Consider the following 19,707-nt stretch of genomic DNA (forward strand, 5'->3'; position numbering starts at 1 on the left):
AGCGTCCCGGGCACCGCGAACCCTCCGGCCGGCGTCCCGCCGGGCGGCGTTCCATCCGGCGGCGTTCCATCCGGCGGCGCCTCGCCGCGCGGGGGCCGCACGGCCCGCAGGGCGGGGTCGGCGGGCGGCTCGATGGCCTCCACCACGATCTCGCGCGGCAGGATGATGATCGCGGTGGTGCCCGCGAAGGCCGACTCCTCCAGCCGCACCCGGGCGTTCTGCCGCGCGGCCAGCAGCGACACGACGAACAGGCCGAGCCGGTCGGTGTCGGCGAGGTCGAACTCCGGGGGCCGCGAGAGCAGCTCGTTCAGCCGGGCCCGCTCGACGTGGTCGATGCCGATGCCGCGGTCGATGATCTCGATGGCGTACCCGTTGCCGACGAGGCCGCCGCGGACGAGGACCTCGGTGGTGGGCGGGGAGAACACGGTCGCGTTCTCGATCAGCTCGGCGAGCAGGTGCACGACGTCCGCGACGGCCCGGCCGACGAGGGAGGTGTCGCTGGTCGTCACGACCTCGATCCGCTCGTACTCCTCGACCTCGGCGAGGGCGGACCGCAGCACGTCGTTCATCGGCGCGGGACGGCTCCACTCCCGGCCGGGGGCGGCGCCGGACAGGATCAGCAGGCCCTCCGCGTGCCGCCGCATCCTGGTGGTCAGGTGGTCGAGGCGGAACAGGTCGCTGAGCACCTCGGGGTCGGTGGCGCGGCGCTCCATGTCGTCGAGCATGCTGAGCTGGCGGTGCAGCAGCGACTGGCTGCGCCAGGCCAGGTTGAGGAACACCCGGTTGATGCCGCGGCGCAGCAGCGACTCGCCGACGGCGCTCTGCACGGCGGTCCGCTGGACCTGCGTGAACGCGTCGACGACCTGGCCGATCTCCGTCGTCCTCGCCGTGACGGTCAGCTGCGATTCGGCGGCGGCGTCCACCTCCTCGCCGGCGCGCAGCCGGGCGACGACCCGCGGCAGGCGCTCCTGGGCGAGCTGCCGCGCCGCGGACTGGAGCTCGCGCAGCTCGCGCGACAGGCCGCGGCCGAAGAACACCGAGAGCGCGATCGACGCGATGACCGCGAGCAGGCCGAGCCCGCCCGCGACGACGAGCCGCAGGACGATCCGGAAGCCGATCGGCTCCGCCTGCTCGCTGAGCACCGCGCCGGCCCGTTCGAGGGTCCGGCCCCAGTCCGCCGCGAGCCGCGGCGTCAGCGCGCTCCACTGCGCGGCCTGGGGCGGCAGCCGCGCGCCGCGCGCGGTGATGACGGTGTCCTCGTACTGGCGGAAGAGGCGGTAGTCGGTGGAGTCGGCGACGACCTCGATCTCGCGCCGCAGGTCGCCGGACAGGTCGGCGAGGCCCTTGTCGAACTGCTGGCGGCCCGCCCCGGCCCAGCGCGCGACGGCGGCCTGCTCCTGCGCGGTGACCCGGCCGCCGCCGGCGAGCGCCGCGGCGACCACGGCGGACTCGCGGAGCATCAGGTCGTGGGCCAGGCTCATGCTCACCAGGGACCGGGTGGACTTGTAGATCCCCATGTCGTTGACGATGCCGGTGTGGTCGAAGATGTCGACCAGGACGTCGGTCAGCTCGCTGTACCGCTGGACCGCCTCCAGCGGGCGGACGGTGCGCCGGTCCACGTCCGAGCGGAGCTCCCCGAGCGCGTCGAGGCCGCGCGCGAACTCGCCGAGGCCCTGCTTCAGCTGCGGCCCCTCGCTGTCGACGTCGGCGGGCAGCGCCTCCCGCCGGAAGATCGCCGCGGCGGCGTCGGTCTTGGCCCGCTGCGCCTGGAGCGCGGTCCCGTCCTGCCGGGCGGACGCGGTGTAGACCGCCGACAGCGTCCGCTCCTGCTGGAGCTGGGTCATCATCGCGCTCGCCGGTATGCCGACCTTGTGGTAGGCGCTGTTCACCTGCGCCTTGGTGATCACCGAGCCGAGCGTGATGCTCGCGGCGAAGCCCCACAGGGCGACCAGCGACAGCAGCGGCACGAGGAGCAGGGCCACGATCCGGACCCGGATGGAGCGCCGCCTCGGGGACTTGCGATGCGCGCTCCGTCCTGCATCGAGAGTTGTCATCCGCAGCTACCGCCTAGGAGTTCCGGTCGACCCGATATGGCCCCGATTCCGGTCTGGCGCCCCCGAACGCCTCACCAGCGCCCCGGAATATACAGAATAAAGTAGGTGTAGGGGGTCATTTCGGGTTTCCGATGTCGGCCGTATCCGGCAATCATCTGCCCTTGCGCGCGCGACGCCGTGTCCGAAACCGGTGAATCGTCACAGGGTGGCGGCGAGCCGCCGCGCGTGCTCGTCCGCCCCGCCCCAGCAGGTCTCCAGGAGCCACGCCCGCTTGAGGTACAGGTGCGCGGCCACCTCCCAGGTGAACCCCATCCCGCCGTGCACCTGGACGCAGCACCGCCCGTTGGCCGCCGCCGCGTCGTCCGCGAGGACCTTGGCGGACGACACCGCCTCCGCCGCGCCGCCGTCCGCCGGGCGGTCCGCCGGGCCGTCGACCGCGAGGGCGGCCGTCCAGGTCGCGGCGCGCGCGAGGTCGACGCGCGCGAGCGACTCCGCCAGCAGGTGCTTCACGGCCTGGAACGACCCGACGGCGCGGCCGAACTGCACGCGCTCCTTGGCGTACCGGACGGCGAGGTCCAGTGCCCCCTGCGCCACCCCGACCTGGAGGGCCGACGTCAGGACGGCGGCCCGCGTCCGCCACCGCTCCGCGTCCGCGCCGGTCCCGATCAGCCGTCCGCCCTCCGGCGGGTCGGTGACGCGCCAGACGGGGGTCAGCGGGTCGAGCGGCGCGTCGAGGGGGACGGCGGCGAGCGCGTCCGCCGGGAGGAGCCAGAGGCCGTCGTCGACGAGCACCACCTGCGCGGACGATCCCAGGTGCTCGGCGACCAGCGTCGGGTCGCCGAGGTCCAGCGCGGTCACGGCGGACGTGCCGTCGTCCGCGCCGGGCACGAGGCCCGCCGCCAGGAACGTCGCGGTGAGGGGGCCGGGGACGAGCGCGCGGCCGAGCTCCTCGAACACGATCGCCGCGTCCACCAGCCCGAGGCCCGCTCCCCCGCGCTCCTCGGGCAGCCCCAGCGCGAAGACGCCCAGCTCGCCGAGCGCCTTCCAGTCGTCCGGATCCAGGCCCGCCGAGCCGGCCGCGGAGCCGGACGGGGAGGCCGACGCGGCGCGCAGCCGGTCCGGCGTCCAGCGGCCGGCGAGGAAGTCGCGCACGCCCGCGCGCAGGTCGCGCTGGTCGGCGCTCGGCGTCAGGTCCACCGGGGCTCCTTCGGCAGGCCGAGGGCGCGCTCGGCGAGGATGTTCCTCTGGATCTGGGACGTGCCCGCGGCGATCGTGAACGACAGCGTATTGACCCGGTCCTCCACCACGTGCTCCTCCAGCGTCAGGGCCGCGCGGCCGAGGACGTGCGAGGCGAGGTCGGCGATCCGCTGGCGGCTCTCGGTGAACCGCAGCTTGAACACCGAGGCGCCCTGGACCGGGACCATCCCGGCGGACGCCTCCGAGACGTTCTTGCGGATCAGCGCCCACAGGCCGTTGACCTCGGCGGCCAGCCGCCCGGCGTCGCGGCGCAGCGCGGCGTCGTCCCAGAGCGTGCCGCCGCCGCGGGCGGGCGTCGCGCGGGCGATCGCCACGGTCTCGCGCAGGATGTTGCCGGACTCGACGACGTCGCCGATGAACGCGGTGCCGCGCTCGAAGGAGAAGGTGACCATCGCGACCCGCCAGCCGTCGTTCTCCTCCCCCACCCGGTTGGCGGCGGGCACCCGCACATCGTCGAGGATCAGCTCGCTGAACTCGCTGGAGCCGACGACGGTCCGCAGCGGGCGCACCTGGACGCCCGGCGTGTCCATCGGGAGGATCAGCCAGGTGATCCCCTTGTGGCGGGGCGCCTCGGGGTCGGTGCGCACCAGCAGCTCGCAGAAGTCGGCGACCTCGGCGTGCGAGGTCCACACCTTCCGCCCGTTGATCACGTACTCGTCGCCGTCGCGGACGGCGGACGTCCGCAGGGACGCGAGGTCCGATCCGGCGTCGGGCTCGGAGAACCCCTGGCACCAGACCTCCTCGCCCCGCAGGATGCGCGGCAGATGGCGGGCGCGCTGCTCGTCGGTGCCCTCGACGATCAGCGTCGGCCCGGCGTGCAGCAGGCCGACGAAGTTCGCCCCGACGTACGGCGCGCGGGCCCGCGCGGTCTCCTCCAGGAAGATCAGCTGCTCGGTGGGCGAGGCGCCGAGGCCGCCGTGCTCGGCGGGCCAGTCCACGCCCGCGTACCCGGCGTCGAACAGGCGCCGCTGCCAGGCGGTGTCGTAGCGGCGCCGCGCGGGCCAGTCGTCGCGGTCCGGCGCCGGCGGCAGCTCCGGCAGGACCCCGGCCAGCCAGTCCCGCAGCCGGTCGCGGAAGGCCAGCTCGGCGTCGTTCAGTCGCAGGTCCACGCTCACTCCTGGCTTCGGCGGGACGTCCCGGCGTCCGGTCGATGTACGGGCGGTCCGGCGGGCGTTCAGGGTACGGGCGGTCCGGCGGGCGGCGGAACCGTCCCCCGCCCGCCCGCCGCCCGGTCACCAGCCCTGGAAGCGCGGCTTGCGGCGCTCGGCGAACGCGCGCAGCCCCTCCCGGCCGTCCTCGCTGGTCATGTTGATCTCCGCGGCCATCGCCTCCTCGGCGAGCGCGGTGGCGCGGTCGCCGTCCAGCGCCCGGTTGACGAGGCGCTTGCCGAGGCCGAGCGCGACGGTGGGCCCGGCGGCGAGGCGCGCCGCCCAGTCCGCCGCGGTCGCCGCCAGCTCCGCGGCCGGGACGACGCGGTTGACGAGGCCGAGCCGGTGCGCCTCGGCGGCGGGCAGGTCGTCCCCGAAGAAGATCAGCTCCTTGGCGCGCTGCGGGCCGACGAGCCGGGCCAGCAGGTAGGCGCCGCCGCCGTCCACGACCAGCCCGCGCCGCGCGAAGACCTCGATGAACCGCGCGGTGTCGGCGGCCAGGACCAGGTCGCAGGCGTAGGCGAGGTGGCAGCCGATGCCGGCCGCCGTGCCGTTGACGGCCGCGATCACGGGCTTCTCGCAGTCCTGGATCGCGCAGACCAGCCGCTGGGCGCCCTTCGCGACGGCCCGCGCGACCGTGCCCGCGGGCCGCTCGGGCATCCCCTCCGGCGGGCCGCCGTCCGGCGCGCCCGCCGCGCCCGCCGCGCCCGGCCTGGTGGCGGCGGCGAGGTCCGCGCCCGTGCAGAAGTGGCGGTCGCCCGCCCCCGTGATCACGATGGCGCGGACGCGGGGGTCGCCGCTCGCCGCGGCCAGCAGCGCGATGACGCGGTCTCGCTGGTCCCCGGTGACGGCGTTGCCCGCGTGCGGCCGGTTCAGCGTCAGCCACGCGACCCCGCCGGGGGACGGCCGCCACAGTAGGTCGTCCCCGGCGTCGCCCGGAGCGGCCGGGGGCTGGGGAGGCGCTTCGGAGGGCGCTTCAGGCACGGCGATGCCACCTTTCTTCAGGCGGTTCCGACGATGGAGACGAAGCTGACCATCTCCCCGGGATAGCCGCCGAGGTTGTGCGTAAGCGCCAGCGAGCGGGACCCGGCGGTGGCGATCCGCCGGTCCGGCGGGGCCTCGCCCCGCAGTTGCAGCCACGCCTCGAACATCATGCGCAGGCCGGTCGCGCCGACCGGATGGCCGAACGCCTTCAGCCCGCCGTCCGGGTTGACGGGCAGGTCGCCGTCGCGGTCGAACGCGCCGTCCAGGACGTGCTTCCACGCCGTGCCCCGCTCGGCGAACCCGAGGTCCTCCATCAGCACCAGCTCGGTCGGCGTGAAGCAGTCGTGCACCTCGGCCATCGCCAGCTCCGCCCGCGGCTCGGTGACACCGGCCTGGGCGTAGGCGTCGGCGGCCGACGCGGCCACCTCCGGGAAGGAGGTGTAGTCATAGGACGGGTCGGTCACGCCCGACCCGTCGCCCGCCACGAACGACAGCCCCTTGATGACCAGCGGGTTCGCGGTGTAGCGCGCGGCGTCCTCGGCGCGCACCAGGATCGCCGCCGCCGCACCGTCGGCGACGCCCGCGCAGTCGAACATCGACAGCCCGCCCGCCACCGCCGGCATCGCGCACAGCTTCTCGATCGGCATCTCCTTGCGGAACTGCGCCCGCGGGTTGCGCGCCCCGTTGGCATGGTTCTTGGACGCGATCCGCGCGAGCACGGTACGCATCTCGTCCTCCGCGACGCCGTAGCGGCGGGCATAGGCGGGGGCGACCATCGAGAACATTGCGGCGGCGGTCAGCGTCCGCTGCGTCCCGTCGTTGGGGATCGGGAAGGCGTTGAGGCCCTGGTAGCCGGAGTCCTTGACCTTCTCCACGCCGATCGCCATCGCGACGTCGTAAGCGCCGCTGGCCACCGCGTACGCCGCCTGCCGCAACGCCTCCGACCCGGTCGCGCAGAAGTTCTCGACCCGGGTGACCGGTTTGCCTTGGAGCCGGAGCGGGCGCGACAGGGTGAGGCCGCTCATGCCCGACTGCGCCGTGCCGAGCCAGTACGCGTCCACCTGCTCCTTGGTCACCCCGGCCGAGGTGAACGCCTCCCCCGCCGCGTCCAGCAGCAGCTCGTCGACGCCCTTGTCCCAGTGCTCGGTGAAGCGGGTGCAGCCCATGCCGACGATGGCGACCCGGTCCCTGATCCCTCGCGAGGCCATGTCAGCCCGCCCCCTCCGCACCGGACGCGTCCGGTTTCGAGTTCTGCACGGGCCGGGCCTTCCAGAAGTAGTTGTGGACGCCGTCGGCCGTGAACAGCCGCCGGAACGTCATCTCCACGCGGTCACCGACGGCGATCCCGCCCTCGTCCACGTCGGTCAGCTCGACCGGCAGCCTGCCGCCGCCGTCGAAGTCGACCACCGCGAAGATCACCGGCGGGCTCGGCGAGTACGCGAGCCGGTCCACGGTCAGCGCCGCGACCGTCCCGGTCTCCCCGGCCATCGGGTGCCGCTCGCCGTCCAGCGGGGACGGCGGGAGCCGGACCGCGCCGTCCTCGCCGCGCGAGCCGACGAAACCGAACTTCCAGTCGCTGTTCCGCGCCGCCGCCGACGCCGACGGACGGGCGGGCTCCGGCCTGCGCGGCGGCTCCACCGGCAGCAGCCCCCGCCAGGCCAGGTACGTGCCGTAGGAGACGGGAGCCCCCGAGCCGATCTGCTCCGCCACCGGACGGACGGGCCGGTACCCGGCGAGCGCGCCCGTGGTGCGGAACACGGCCGCGTCGACCCCGTCCGACAGCGTGAGCAGCACGACGATCCGCCCCGGCCCGGCGGCGCCCTCCTCCGCGGCGCGTTCCAGTTCGGCGGCGAGGAGCAGGGCGGGTTGCGCCGCGCCGGGGTTGCCGACCGCGCCGTCGAGCCGGTCCGCGATCCGCTCGGCGGGCACGCCCGAGCCGGCGGCGACCGCGCGGGCGGCGCGGGCGTGCAGCCCCGCCACGGCGAGCGCTGACACGTCCGCCGCCGCGAGCCCGGCCTCGCCGAGCGCGAGCTTCAGCGCCTCCAGGCCGAGCGCGGTGTAGCGCTGCTCGCCGAAACGCTCCTCCCACGTGCGGGAGGCCGCCGCCCTCGGCGGGCGCCAGCGGTCGAGGAACTCCTCGCTGAGGGACGTCCAGGCGACCAGTTCGGCGAGCGGCGTCCCGTCCCGGTCCGAGCCGGTGAGGAGGGCGGCGGCACCGTCCGCTCCGGCCGCCTCGTCGGTGCCGCCGGGGAGCCCGGTGCGCAGGTCCGAGGCGACGACCAGGGCCGGTCCGGGGCCGTCCAGTGCGGCCCGCAGCGCGCCCATCGCGGAGCGCACCGAGCCGACCGCGTCGTAGGCGCCCGCCGCCCGGTCGAGGCGGAGGGCCGCGTGGACGGCCGTCGCGTTCGACTTGTCGAGGTAGGCGGGCTCAGCGGTGGCGAACCACAGGGTGCGGGGACGCGCGTCCGCGGCGGCCAGGGCGTCGCGCGCGGCGGCGACGCCCATCGTGGTGGTGTCCTCGTCGTAGGACGCGACCGTGCGCGTCCCCCGGCCGCCGCCCGCGCCGGCCACCGGCCGGATCTCCGTGCGGTCGAGCCGCCGGCGGGGCAGGTGGACGCCCCAGCCCAGGATTCCGTGCATACCCGGCATCCTAGGCAGATTGCATAAAAAATCCAATCTGCAATTAGACTCGACCCATGGGAACAGGTGAGAACGGCGGCGCCGCGCCCTCCCCGAGCGACCCCTCCCCGAGCGACCCGTCCCCGGGCGGGCCGCTGGAGGGCGTGCGCGTCCTCGCGCTGGAGCAGATGCAGGCCCTGCCCTACGCCACGCAGCTCCTGGCCAGGCTCGGCGCCGACGTGGTGAAGGTCGAGCCGCCCGGCCGCGGCGACTCCGGCCGGGGCTCGCTGCCCGCCATGACCGACCCGGCCGGGCGCCGCGTCGGCGCCACCTTCCTGCGCAACAACCTCGGCAAGCGCAGCGTCTGCGTAGACCTGAAGGACCCGCGCGGCCGCGACCTGGTGCTGGCCCTCGCGCCGCGCTTCGACATCGTCGCGGAGAACTCGAAGGCGGGCGCGATGCGGCGGCTCGGCCTCGGCTACGAGGACGTCGCCGCCGTTCACCCGGCCGCGGTCTACGTCTCGGTGTCGGGCTTCGGCAACACCGTCCCGACCCCCTACGCCGCCCGTCCCGCGTTCGCGCCCGTCGTCGAGGCGATGTCGGGCATCTACGAGGCGAAGCGAACCGGCGACGCGCCGCCCGCCGTCGCGCCGGTCGGGGCGCTCGGCGACATCGGCGCCGCCCTGTACGCCTCGATCGGGATCCTCGCCGCACTGCGGCACCGCGACCGCACGGGCCGGGGCCAGTACGTCGACATCGCGATGCTCGACTCCGTCATCGCCATGACCGACATCGTCACGAACCTGTGGTCCATGGGGCTGCGCAAAGGCGATCTCGGGCCGCTCATCCTGCACGGCTTCCGCGCGTCGGACGGCTGGTTCGTCCTCCAGGTCGGGCGCGAGGAGCACTTCGCCCGCCTGGCGGGGCTCGTCGGCCGCCCCGGCTGGACGTCGGACCCGCAGCTCGCCACCCGCCAGGGCTGGGTCGACCATCTGGAGGACGAGCTGCGCCCGGCGATCGAGGGCTGGGCGGCCGGGCTCACCAAGGCGGAGGCGTGCGAGGCCCTCGGCGCGGCGGGCCTCGCCGCCGGTCCGTGCCTCAGCGACGAGGAGGTCGTCGCCGACCCGCACGTCCGGGCGCGCGGGATGCTGGTGGAGGTGCCCCGCACCGACGGCGTCGAGCAGCCCGTGCTCGTGCCGGGCAACCCCGTCCGGATGAGCGCCGCCCCAGTGCCGGCCGAGCGCCGGCCGCCGTGGCTCGGCGAGCACACCGATGCGGTCCTCGCGGACGAGCTCGGACTGTCCGCCGCGGAACTGAAGGCCCTCCGCGGGGACGGCGTGATCGCCTGACCCGCGCCCACCGTCCCACCGCCCCGCCGCCGCGATCTCACGGCGCCGGGGCGGGCGGGATCAGCGGAGGCGTTCGGCCATGCGGGCGATGGCGGCCCGGTCGAGGAAGACGAAGTCGCCCGTCGCCTCCACCGTCACCCGGTCCCCCTGGACGAGCCGGCCGACCGTCCGGACGCGGCGTCCGTCCTGGGACTCCACCTCGCCCTCGAAGCGGCACGGCACGCCCAGCGCGGTCGGGCGGCGGTAGACGATCTCCAGCCGGGCCGTCGGGCCCGGCAGCCGCGCGATGACGTTGGCGGCGGCGAACACGAGGTCGAACGAGGCGGCCAGCACGGCGCCGTGCACGCAGCCCGGCGGTCCCTCGTACGGGCGGGTGAACGTCCCGGTCAGCACCGCCTTCGGCGGTTCGAGCGCGAGGTCGAGCGGCAGCGCGAGCGGGTTGTGCCGGCCGATGACGGTGTCGAACGGCATCCGCGTCCCGAAGTCGGCCTGCCCGTCGGCCGGGTCGTGCAGCAGCGTCTTCGGCAGCGGCGGGTCGGGGACGTGCCGCTCCAGCGCGTCGGCGATCGCGTTGAGGCCGCGCGCGGCGGCCATCGTCGCCTCCGCCGGCGCCGTGGTGGCCGTGCACAGGACGATCAGGCGCCGCACCGCGTCCGCGAGCGCCTCCGACTCCGCGGCGCGGCCCACCAGGCCCGGATGGGTGTCGGGGTGCTCCGCGGGCGGGTCCTCCCGCGCGTTCGGGTCCGTCAAGGTCGCTCCCTCGGGGTACGGGCGTGCCGGGCGGCGCGCGGCGAGCGGTTACGATGCACACGGCCGCCCGAGGGGAGCACGCACCGCCGATGACCGAGCGCAGTCTGCGCGAGCAGCGCCGCGAGCGGCGCCGGGCGCTCAGCAGGGACCAGATCCTCGACGCGGCGGAGCGGGTCTTCGCCCGCGCCGGCTTCCACGAGGCGTCGCTGCGGGAGATCGCGGAGCTGGCGGAGTTCTCGGTCGGGACCGTCTACGGCTTCTTCACCGGCAAGGACGAGATCTACCGCGAGATCTTCCTGCGCCGCGCGGCGGAGTTCCTGCCCGGCATGCGGGACGTCCTCGCCGCGCCGCGCCGGCCGCGCGAGCAGCTGCTCGACCTCGCCGGCTGGCAGGTCGGCTTCTTCCGGCGCTTCCCCGAGTTCGGACGGCTGGTGCTGCGCGGCGGCGCGATCGCCCCGCCGCTGGCGGACCCGCCGGACGACGGCCGGATCCTGGAGAACTTCCGGGCGTCCCAGCGGATGCAGGCCGACCTGTTCCGGCGCGGGCAGGAGGCCGGGGAGCTGCGCCCCGGCGACCCGATGCTGCTGGCCAGGATGTTCACCGGGCTGGTCAGCGCCTTCCAGATGAGCGAGCTGCCCGAGGCCGGGCAGGCGCCCGGCGAGGCGCCGACGCTCCCGCTGGAGCGGCTCAACGAGATCCTCGAACGGGCCTTCGTCGTCCCGGACGCCGGCTAGCGCCCCGCGACGGGCTCCGGCGCCGGTCCCGCCATCGCCTCCGGCATCGGTATCGCCATCCGCTCCGGCGTCGTTCACGGTCGCCTCCCTTTCCCGCCCGAGGATCTCAGAGCCGCCCGCCCTCGCGGAACTGCGGGGGCACCCACTCCGGTTCCCGCCGCTCCGCGAACGCCCGCGTGCCCTCGCGCATCTCCGCGTTGTACAGCAGCGCGTCGAACGTCATGCGGTCGACGGCGCCGTAGCCGTCGTTGACGATCCGCTTGACGTGCAGCCTCGCCTGCGGCGCGGTGCGGCAGATCTGGACCGCGACCGCCTCGGCCTCGGCCCGCACCCGCTCGTCCGGGACGACGCGGGTGAACATGCCCCAGCTCTCGGCCTCCCGCGCCGTCACCACCCGCCCGGTGAGCAGCATGTCCCGCGCCCGCGCGATACCGATCTGGGCGGGCAGGTAGGCGGCGTAGCCGGTGTCGGCGATGCCCCGGAACAGCTCGGGCGCCCGGACGGTGGCGCTCTCCCCCGCCACCGCGACGTCCGACAGCATCGCGATCAGCAGGCCGCCGCCCTGCGCCAGCCCGTTGACCGCCGACACCACGGGCTTCGGCGAGCGCCGGATCGCCTCGAACGGGGTGGAGTCCATGCCGAGCAGGTCGGGGAAGTCCAGCCACCGGTCCGGTTCCCGGCCGCGCAGCTCGCCGCCCGGGATGAACACGTCGCCCGTCCCCGTGATGATCAGGGCGGCGAGCTCCGGGTCACGGTTGACGAGGTCGACCGCCCGCCGGACGCCGAAGTACATCGCGCTGGTCAGCGCGTTGCGCGAGTCCGGCCGGTCGACCACGCACCAGGCGAGCGCGCCGTCGCGCTCGAACCGCAGGTAGGGGGTGCCGAGATCGTCCCCCTCCAGCCCGACCGGACCGCCATCGGCCGTGCCGCCGCCCATCACCGGCGCTCGAAGGTCACGCCGGCGGCCTCGCGGTCCCAGGTGGACGGGCCGACGCCCTCGTCCCGGAGGATGTTCTTGGTGGTCCGGCCGGTCTGGCTCATGGGCAGCTCTTCCCTGAACTCGAAGTAGCGCGGGACGGCGTAGTACGGGAGCCGGTCGACCGCCCACCGGCACAGCGCCTCCTCGGTGACGGACGCGCCGTCCCTGAGGACGAGCGTGGCCTTGACGTCGTCCTCGGCGACGTCGCTCGGCACCGCGTGGACGCAGACGTCCTTGACGTCGGGATGCTCGTGGAACACCTTCTCCAGCTCCCAGCTGGAGATGTTCTCGCCTCGGCGGCGCATGTAGTCGGCCTTGCGGTCGACGAAGAACAGGTAGCCGTCCTCGTCGACGCGGCCGATGTCGCCGGTGTGGAACCACAGGTTCCGCCACGCCTCCACGGTCGCCTCGGGCCGCCGCCAGTAGCCCTCGAACATGACGTGCGGCATCCGCGGCCGGCAGACGATCTCGCCGACCTCCCCGACCGGGACCTCCCGGTCGCCGTCGTCGAAGATCTTCACGCTGAACGCCTCGGTGTTGACGATCCCCGCCGACGCGGGCCTGCCCGGACGGCCCGGCGGCAGCCACGAGATCAGCGACGCCTCGGTGGCGCCGTAGGCGTTGCTGAAGGTCGTCACGCCGAAGCGGTCGCGGTACAGCTGGTCGATCTCCGGCGGGATCGGCGCCCCGGTCAGCAGCCGCAGGGTCGTGTTCGCCTCCGGCGCCCCCGAGCCCTTCGCCTCCGGGTGGTCGCCGGCCCGCGCCACGAGCACCGCCAGCGACCCGAGCAGCGAGGCGATCGTCGCGCCGGTGCGGTTGACCTCGGGCCAGAACCCCGAGACCGAGAAGCGCCGCGCGAGCGCCGCCCGGCCCCCGCTGACCAGCGTGCCGGTGAGCATGCAGGAGATGGCGTTGAAGTGGAAGAGCGGCAGCGGGCTCCAGACGACGTCCTCCGGCCGCCGCCCCCAGGACGCGATGATCTGCCGGGCGATCGACAGGTGGTAGTTGTGGCTCAGCGCGCAGCCCTTCGAGGGGCCCGTGGTGCCGCCGGTGTAGACGATCGTCCCGAGGTCGGCGGGACGCACGGTGACCTGCGGGCGGGTGGCGTCGGCGTCCAGCAGGTCCGTCCAAGCGGAGACCTTCGCTCTGCTGCCGGGCGCGACCGGTTCGCCGCCCGGGCCGTCGCCCGCGACCACCAGGTGGCGCACCGAGTCGAGGGTGTCCAGGAGGGCCCGGGGTCGCTCGGCGAGGTCGTCCTGGACGATCACGACGGCCGCGTCCGCGTCGGCGAGCTGGTGGCGCAGCATCGGCCCCTTCAGCGCCGTGTTGACCGGCACCGAGATCGCGCCGAGCTTGTGGATCGCGAACCAGGACAGGACCGCCGCGGGCCCGTTCTCCAGCATCGTGGCGACCGTGGCCCCGTGCCCCACGCCGAGCTCGCGCAGCGCGTTGGCGACGCGGTTGGACTCCGCGTCGATCTCGGCGGCGGTGTAGGGCGTCCCGCAGAGGTCGAGGAAAGGCCCGTCCGGGTCCCCGGCGAGCCGGCGGTCCAGCAGGTCCAGCAGCGTGCTCTGCTCGGCGTCCACCCATTCGGCCATGCCGCACCCGCCTCCGTTCCCGCCGCGCCGGGCGGCTCGCTTTGCATCTTGAATACATTATCCAACCTTGCGCCCTCATCTGAACTGCGGTTCACTCAATTGGAATCGCCGTTCGGACTCGGCCGAGCGCGTCCGGCACCGGCGGCCCCAAGCCCGGGGAGGAGCGAGGAGGAGCATGGACGCCGAGGACATGATCATGATCAGCGTGGACGACCACGTCGTGGAGCCGCCCGGCCTGTTCGAGGCGCACATCCCGGACCGGTACCGCGATCAGGCGCCCCGGGTGCGCACCACCAAGGACGGCTCGGACGTCTGGACCTTCAACGGCCAGACCATCCCCAACATCGGGCTGAACGCCGTCGCGGGCCGCCCGAAGGAGGAGTACGGCATCGAGCCGACGGCCTTCGACGAGATCCGGCCGGGCACCTACGACATCGCCGAACGCGTCAAGGACATGAACGCCGGCGGGATCCTGGCGTCGATGAACTTCCCGTCGTTCCCCGGCTTCAGCGGCCGCGTGTTCTCCGCCGCCGACGACAAGGACCTGGCCCTGGCCGTCCTGCGCGCCTACAACGACTGGCACATCGACGAGTGGGCGGGCACGTACCCGGGACGGATCATCCCGATGGCGCTGCCCGTCCTGTGGGACGCGGAGGAGTGCGCGCGGGAGGTGCGCCGGGTCGCCGCGAAGGGCTGCCACTCGATCACCTTCACCGAGAACCCGGCGACGCTCGGCTACCCCAGCTTCCACAGCGAGTACTGGGACCCGCTCTGGCGGGCCGTGTGCGACGAGGACGTCGTGGTGTCGATCCACCTCGGCTCGTCCGGCCAGCTGTCGGTCACCGCGCCGGACGCCCCGATCGACGTCATGATCACCTTGCAGCCGATGAACATCTGCCAGGCCGCCGCCGACCTGCTGTGGTCACGGGTCATCAAGAAGTACCCCGGCATCAGGTTCGCGCTCTCCGAGGGCGGGACCGGCTGGATCCCCTACTTCCTCGACCGCGTCGACCGCACCTACGACATGCACCACCTCTGGACCGGCCAGGACTTCGGCGGCAAGCTGCCCAGCGAGGTGTTCCGCGAGCACTTCCTGACCTGCTTCATCTCCGACCCCGTCGGCGTCCAACTGCGCAACATGATCGGGATCGACAACATCGCCTGGGAGTGCGACTACCCGCACTCCGACTCGTCCTGGCCGAACGCCCCCGAGGAGCTCGCCGAGGTCACCGAGGGCGTGCCCGACGACGACGTCAACAAGATCACCCATGAGAACGCGATGCGCTGGTACTCCTTCGACCCGTTCGCGCACCGCTCCCGCGCGGACGCGACGGTCGGCGCGCTGCGCTCCGAGGCCGCCGGCCACGACGTGAGCATCCGGTCCTACGACAAGGGCCGGTTCGACAAGCGGGTCGGCATCGAGATGGGCGAGCTGGCCCGCAACGCCACCGCCTGACCCGTCGCCGCAGGGGCGGGCGCGGGCGCGGTCAGCCGGAGACCGTGCCCGCCTCGGCGGGCGGGTTCTCGAACATGCCGCGGTCGTGGAACAGCTTCACGACCAGGTCGCCCTGGTTCCGCAGCATCGTGGCGTACTCGCGCTCGGCCGCCTCCGCGTCCGCCTTCTTGATGGCCCGGACGATCGCGGTGGTGCCGCGCCGCTCGACCGCCTGCGCGCCCGGGACGAGCTCGAAGAAGTTGCCGGGGACGATCCCGGTCATCTGCTTCAGCATGCTCTTCAGCCGCGGCGACTGCGCGGCGTCCACGACGAGGCGGTGGAACTTGAGCGTCAGCTCCTGGAGCTCCTCCGGATCCTCCGCCTTGGCGATCTCGCGCTGGATCGGGGCGAGCCGCGCGCCGAGCTCGGCGCCCTGCCGCTCGACCGCGCGCCGGACGGCGAACCCGTAGAACAGCCCGTAGAGCTCGTAGTGGTCGTGCACCGACGCCTCGTCGAGCGCGTTCACGAACGCGCCGCGGTGGGCGATGATCGTCATCCAGCCCTCGCGCTCCAGCGCGATGAGCGCCTCGCGGACGGGGATGCGCGACACCCCGAGCGTGCGGGCGACCGCGTCCTGCGGGACCTTCTGGCCCTGCCGCAGCACCCCGTCGAAGATGAGCCGGCGCAGGTAGAGGCGGACCTGCTCCCCGCTGGTCATCCTGGACAGGTTCTGGCCCGGCAGCAGCGCGGACCAGTCCTGGATCTCGGCCCCCTGCAACTCGGGCTCCTGGCGTCGCGGGATCGCTCTCACCTCTAGGTCCGGCGGGCGGCCCGGCGCCGCCCGTTCCGAAAATCGTCGGATGACCGCCACGCGGCCCGCGCGGGATCACCCCGGGGACCGGCCTGGTGCGAGAAGGGCCGGCGGGAGCTCGGCGGCCAGAAATATACTATAGCCGGTTTCGCGTCAGCGCAGGTCGAGGCCCAGCAGCCGGATGGCGTTGCCGCGGGCGATCTTGTCGATGGACGCCTGGTCGAGATGGCCGAACTGCATCGCGGCCTCCTCCCGGGAGCGCGGCCAGGTACCGTCCTGGTGCGGGTAGTCGGTCTCGAAGGTGACGTTGCCGAGACCGACCTTGCCGAGGAGCTCCACGCCGACGGCGTCCTTGAAGAAGCAGCTCGTGATCTGCCGGTAGTAGTACGTCGACGGCGGCTCGGGGCAGGTGTCGCGGGTGTGCGCCCAGCCGCGGTGCGTCTCCCAGACGTCGTCGGCGCGCTCCAGCAGGTAGGGGATCCAGCCGATCTGCGCCTCGGCGTACAGCAGCTTCAGCCCCGGGAACCGGTGCAGCACGCCGGAGAACATGTAGTCGGTCATGCTGGCGATGCTGTTGCCGAAGATGATGGTCGCGCCGACGGCGGCGGGGGCGTCCGCCGACGTCTGCGGGGTCTTCGTGCCCGAGCCGATGTGCATGCACAGGACCGTGCCGGTCTCCTCGCACGCCGCGAAGAACGGGTCCCAGTGGCCGCCGTGCAGGCCGGGCAGGCCGAGGTAGGCGGGCAGCTCGCTGAACGCGACGGCGCGGACGCCCCGGGCGGCGTTGCGCCGGACCTCCGCCGCGGCCAGCTCCACGTCCCACAGCGGGACGACGCACAGCGGGATCAGCCGCCCGCCGCCGGAGCCGCACCACTCCTCGACCATCCAGTCGTTGTAGGCCTCGACGCAGAGCCGGGCGAGTTCCCTGTCCTTGCCCCACAGGAAGATCTGCCCGCAGAAGCGCGGGTAGTTCGGGAAGCACATCTGCGCCTCGACGCCGTTGACGTCCATGTCGGCGACGCGCTCGGCGGGGATCCAGCAGCCGGGGCGCATGTCGTCGTAGGTGATGCCCTCGTTCGTCACCTCGTCCGCGGGGACGCCGGCCGCGGCGATGTACTTCTTGATCTGGTTGCGGGTGTCCTCGTAGACCCACCACGCCACGTCCGGGCCCTCGGTCCCGGGCGTCTCGACGTACCTGCCGTCGACGAGCCTGACCTCGCCGGCGGGCGCGTACTCGATGCGCGGGCCCGCGTCGCGGTACCGGTCCGGGAGGCGGGCGCTCCACAGGTCCGGCGGCTCGACGACGTGGGCGTCCACGTCGACCAGCCGCGGGATCCTCGCCAGCCGCTCCCCCAGCAGGTCGGGACGAGCCGTCCGCTCGGTCATTCCGCACTCCTTTTGTATATGTTATACACAGCCTGGCCGGGGTCAGGCCCCGCTGCCCTCCAGGCGCCGCACCCGGGCGGGCAGCCACGGGGTCTCGGGGACGCCCTCCCCGTAGAACTGCTTCGCCCAGTGCCGGAACTCGATGATCGGCCCGTCCCCGCGGATCAGCAGCGGCCTGTCGACGTACACCTTGTGGGTCCAGATCGGGATGTCCTCGGCGAACGCGTCCACGAAGGTCTGGATCATCTTCCCGGAGAACTCCTCCATCTTCTCGGGGAAGGTGAACGCCCACCGGACGTGGACGTGCTCCTCGTCCACCGGCGTCACCGACGACACGAACGACATCACGTCCTTGAGCCGCAGCGCGCCGAGCCCGAGCCCGTACGACTTGCGCACGAAGTCGATCGGGTACGCCTTCCCGCTCTTGCTCTTGAACACCTGCCGCTCGGTGACCGTCTTGACGAAGCCGTCGTACTCGACCTCGCCGCCGGGCACGGTGTCCATCCCGTGGACGTACTTGAAGTGGACGTAGTCGGCGTTGTTCTCGGCCATCTCCTGGCAGCACGTGGCGATCTCGAAGTCGTGGAAGACCGGCTCGCTCCAGCCGTCCTCGCCGAACTCCTCCATCACCGGCATCTCGATGTACGGCTCGGCGCCGCCGAGGTGGTGCCAGGCGAAGACCAGGCCGAACCGCTCGACGACCGGGTACGCGCGGACCGCGGCCTTCGGCGACGGCTCGGCGTCGGTGTACGGCACGTCCAGGCAGCGGCCGGACACCCCGTCGTAGCGCCAGGCGTGGAAGGGGCACTCCAGCAGCTCGCCCCGCACCTGCCCGCCGTGCCCGAGGTGGGCGCCGAGGTGCGGGCAGTAGGCGTCGAGCACCCGGGCGTCTCCGGACGCGGTGCGGTACAGCACCAGGTCCCGCCCGAAGTAGCGGACGGGCCTGACCTCCCCGGCGGCCAGCTCGTCGCCGCGCGCGACGGCGAACCAGCCGTTGGGGACGGGGAACGGGAAGCGCGGCATGCGCCTCTCTCCTCTCTGCTCGGCGGTCGGGTCGTCCGGCGCCCGGCTCCCTCCGGGCCGCCGACGGGGTTCAGCCCTCGGCGGGCCGCTCGGCGGGGGACGCGGACTCCGCGGCGGACTCGGGCTCCTGCGCGGGCGTCGTGGCGGGCGCGGGCGTCGTGGCGGGCGCGGGCTCCTGCGCGGAACCGGGCGACGTGGCGGGCGCGGGCGTGTGGGGGCGCCAGCAGGCCGCGAGCAGCAGCGCCGCCCCGCCGGCCCCGGCGAGGACGGCGATCAGCAGGCCGGTCCAGCCGTCGAGGTCCACGCCCGCGAGGTGGTCAAGGGAGACGCGGCCGGGGCCGAGGGCCCCGAGCGCGGCGGCCGCCACGATGATCATGAGGACGTACTCGTAGCCCTCGCCGGGCCGGAAGATGAAGAAGCCGTTGCGCAGGTGGTTGGCGACCAGCGCCACGACCATGGTGCCGACGACGCCCGCGGCTCCGAGCGCGTTCAGCAGGCCGAGCAGGAGCAGCGCTCCCGCGCCCAGCTCGGTGAGGGTGGCGAGGAGCGCGTGCACCCGGCCCGGGCGGATGCCGATCGACTCGAACCAGCGCGCGGTCCCGGGGAGCCTTCCGCCGCCGAACGCGTGGTTCCAGCCGTGCGCGATCATGGTGCCGCCGATCGAGGCGCGCAGGAGCAGCGCCGCGATGTCCGTCCCGATCATCCCGCCTCGCCTCCCGCCGCACGGCGGCTGCCTTATACTTAATCTTATATATAGATTACCAGCCTCGGCTCGCACGGGACAGGAGCGGGATGGCCAGTGACGAACCCCCGGTCGGGCTCGCGGTGCGGGACGGCGTCGCGACCGTCCGCCTGTCCGACCCGCGGCACCGCAACGCCCTGTCGAAGCGGATGAGCGACGGGCTCGCCGCGGCGGTCGGCGCCGCCCTGGACGCCGGCGCCCGGGCCATCGTGCTGGCCGCCGAGCCGCCGGTCTTCTGCGCCGGCGGGTCGCTCGACGCCCTGCTGGACCGCGGCGTCCCCCTCGCCGCGATGTACGCGGGCCTGGCACGGCTCGCGGACGCGCCGGTGCCCACGATCGCCGCGGTCGGCGGCCCCGCGATCGGCGCGGCCGTCAACCTCCCGCTGGCCTGCGACGTCGTCGTCGTGTCCGAGCGGGCGAGGTTCGATCCGCGCTTCCTCGACGCCGGGATCCATCCGGGCGGCGGCCACCTGTGGCGGCTCGCCGGGCGGATCGGCGCGCAGGGCGCCGCGGCGCTGGTGCTGTGCGGCGACGTGCTGGACGGGCGCGAGGCCGTCGAGCGGGGCCTCGCCTGGCGCTGCGTCGCCGAGGACGCCCTGGAGGAGACGGCCCTCGGCCTCGCCCGCCGCGCCGCGGAGCGCCCGTCCGCGCTGGTGCGGCGGACCAAGGAGACGCTGCGCGCGAGCGTCGCGCTGACCGACCCCGGAGAGGCCGCCGCGCTGGAGCTGCGCGCCCAGCAGTGGTCGGTGGAACGCCCGGAGTTCGCCGAGAGCGTCCGCCGGATCCGGAGCGAGCTCGCGGCGCGGACCCGATGACGGGCGCGCGCGACGCCGGGCGG

At 74.0% G+C, this 19,707-nt stretch carries 17 protein-coding genes; 4 read left to right on the forward strand and 13 right to left on the reverse strand.

The features are described from left to right. The 6 genes from E1300_RS35630 to E1300_RS35655 form a co-directional block, all read right to left on the reverse strand. The coding region (locus E1300_RS35630) for a nitrate- and nitrite sensing domain-containing protein (protein WP_165503138.1) at window positions 1–1,982 on the reverse strand (1,982 nt) is incomplete at its 3' end. 270 nt (window positions 1,983–2,252) lie between these two features. Beyond that, window positions 2,253–3,251 carry an acyl-CoA dehydrogenase family protein gene (locus tag E1300_RS35635; protein WP_131761524.1) on the reverse strand — a complete coding sequence of 333 codons (999 nt, stop codon included), beginning with the start codon at window positions 3,249–3,251 and terminating at the stop codon, window positions 2,253–2,255. Next, entirely contained in the window at window positions 3,242–4,420 is a 1,179-nt protein-coding gene (locus E1300_RS35640; protein ID WP_131761525.1) for an acyl-CoA dehydrogenase family protein, read from the reverse strand. The genes E1300_RS35635 and E1300_RS35640 overlap by 10 nt, the downstream gene beginning before the upstream one ends. Window positions 4,421–4,543: 123 nt before the next feature. Beyond that, window positions 4,544–5,443 carry an enoyl-CoA hydratase/isomerase family protein gene (locus E1300_RS35645; RefSeq protein ID WP_131761526.1) on the reverse strand — a complete coding sequence of 300 codons (900 nt, stop codon included), beginning with the start codon at window positions 5,441–5,443 and terminating at the stop codon, window positions 4,544–4,546. Between the two features lie 17 nt (window positions 5,444–5,460). After that, entirely contained in the window at window positions 5,461–6,651 is a 1,191-nt protein-coding gene (locus E1300_RS35650; RefSeq protein ID WP_131761527.1) for an acetyl-CoA acetyltransferase, read from the reverse strand. Between the two features lies 1 nt (window position 6,652). After that, complete coding sequence (locus tag E1300_RS35655; protein WP_131761528.1) at window positions 6,653–8,083, reverse strand: OB-fold domain-containing protein; 1,431 nt, start codon at window positions 8,081–8,083, stop codon at window positions 6,653–6,655. A 56-nt stretch (window positions 8,084–8,139) separates the two neighbouring features. Here E1300_RS35655 and E1300_RS35660 point away from each other — a divergent pair, with 56 nt between their 5' ends. Further along, window positions 8,140–9,411, forward strand: a complete 1,272-nt coding sequence (locus E1300_RS35660) for a CaiB/BaiF CoA transferase family protein (RefSeq protein WP_131761529.1) — start codon at window positions 8,140–8,142, stop codon at window positions 9,409–9,411. Window positions 9,412–9,471: 60 nt separating this feature from the next. Here the strand turns inward: E1300_RS35660 and E1300_RS35665 are convergent, their stop codons facing one another. After that, a complete protein-coding gene (locus tag E1300_RS35665; RefSeq protein ID WP_131761530.1) occupies window positions 9,472–10,161 on the reverse strand; it encodes a PaaI family thioesterase in 690 nt (229 codons plus the stop codon). 89 nt (window positions 10,162–10,250) lie between these two features. On the opposite strand from E1300_RS35665, the gene E1300_RS35670 reads away from it, so the two are divergent. After that, a complete protein-coding gene (locus E1300_RS35670) occupies window positions 10,251–10,895 on the forward strand; it encodes a TetR/AcrR family transcriptional regulator (protein ID WP_165503139.1) in 645 nt (214 codons plus the stop codon). Between the two features lie 106 nt (window positions 10,896–11,001). Here the strand turns inward: E1300_RS35670 and E1300_RS35675 are convergent, their stop codons facing one another. Further along, entirely contained in the window at window positions 11,002–11,832 is an 831-nt protein-coding gene (locus tag E1300_RS35675; protein WP_131761532.1) for an enoyl-CoA hydratase/isomerase family protein, read from the reverse strand. Beyond that, window positions 11,832–13,472: an AMP-binding protein gene (locus tag E1300_RS35680; RefSeq protein ID WP_131761533.1), complete on the reverse strand. Its 1,641-nt coding sequence runs from the start codon at window positions 13,470–13,472 to the stop codon at window positions 11,832–11,834. Before E1300_RS35680 ends, E1300_RS35675 begins: the two co-directional genes overlap by 1 nt. A gap of 175 nt (window positions 13,473–13,647) precedes the next feature. On the opposite strand from E1300_RS35680, the gene E1300_RS35685 reads away from it, so the two are divergent. Beyond that, complete coding sequence (locus E1300_RS35685; RefSeq protein ID WP_131761534.1) at window positions 13,648–14,928, forward strand: amidohydrolase family protein; 1,281 nt, start codon at window positions 13,648–13,650, stop codon at window positions 14,926–14,928. Between the two features lie 31 nt (window positions 14,929–14,959). On the opposite strand, the gene E1300_RS35690 is transcribed toward E1300_RS35685, so the two are convergent. The 4 genes from E1300_RS35690 to E1300_RS35705 all read right to left on the reverse strand — a co-directional run bounded on the left by E1300_RS35690 (window position 14,960) and on the right by E1300_RS35705 (window position 18,830). Then, a complete protein-coding gene (locus tag E1300_RS35690; protein ID WP_242619596.1) occupies window positions 14,960–15,685 on the reverse strand; it encodes a GntR family transcriptional regulator in 726 nt (241 codons plus the stop codon). Between the two features lie 186 nt (window positions 15,686–15,871). After that, the gene (locus E1300_RS35695) at window positions 15,872–17,104 is read right to left on the reverse strand and encodes an amidohydrolase family protein (RefSeq protein ID WP_207400137.1); all 1,233 of its coding nucleotides are present in this window, start codon (window positions 17,102–17,104) and stop codon (window positions 15,872–15,874) included. A 42-nt stretch (window positions 17,105–17,146) separates the two neighbouring features. Next, window positions 17,147–18,127, reverse strand: coding sequence for a Rieske 2Fe-2S domain-containing protein (locus E1300_RS35700; RefSeq protein WP_131761536.1), 981 nt, complete (start codon window positions 18,125–18,127; stop codon window positions 17,147–17,149). Window positions 18,128–18,197: 70 nt separating this feature from the next. Continuing rightward, window positions 18,198–18,830: a DoxX family protein gene (locus E1300_RS35705; RefSeq protein WP_131761537.1), complete on the reverse strand. Its 633-nt coding sequence runs from the start codon at window positions 18,828–18,830 to the stop codon at window positions 18,198–18,200. A gap of 89 nt (window positions 18,831–18,919) precedes the next feature. On the opposite strand from E1300_RS35705, the gene E1300_RS35710 reads away from it, so the two are divergent. Further along, on the forward strand, window positions 18,920–19,684 hold the full coding sequence (locus E1300_RS35710; RefSeq protein ID WP_131761538.1) for an enoyl-CoA hydratase-related protein: 765 nt from the start codon (window positions 18,920–18,922) through the stop codon (window positions 19,682–19,684). Window positions 19,685–19,707: the final 23 nt, after the last annotated feature.

This window comes from Actinomadura fibrosa, from assembly GCF_900659615.1.
GTDB classification, from domain to species: Bacteria; Actinomycetota; Actinomycetes; order Streptosporangiales; family Streptosporangiaceae; genus Spirillospora; species Spirillospora fibrosa.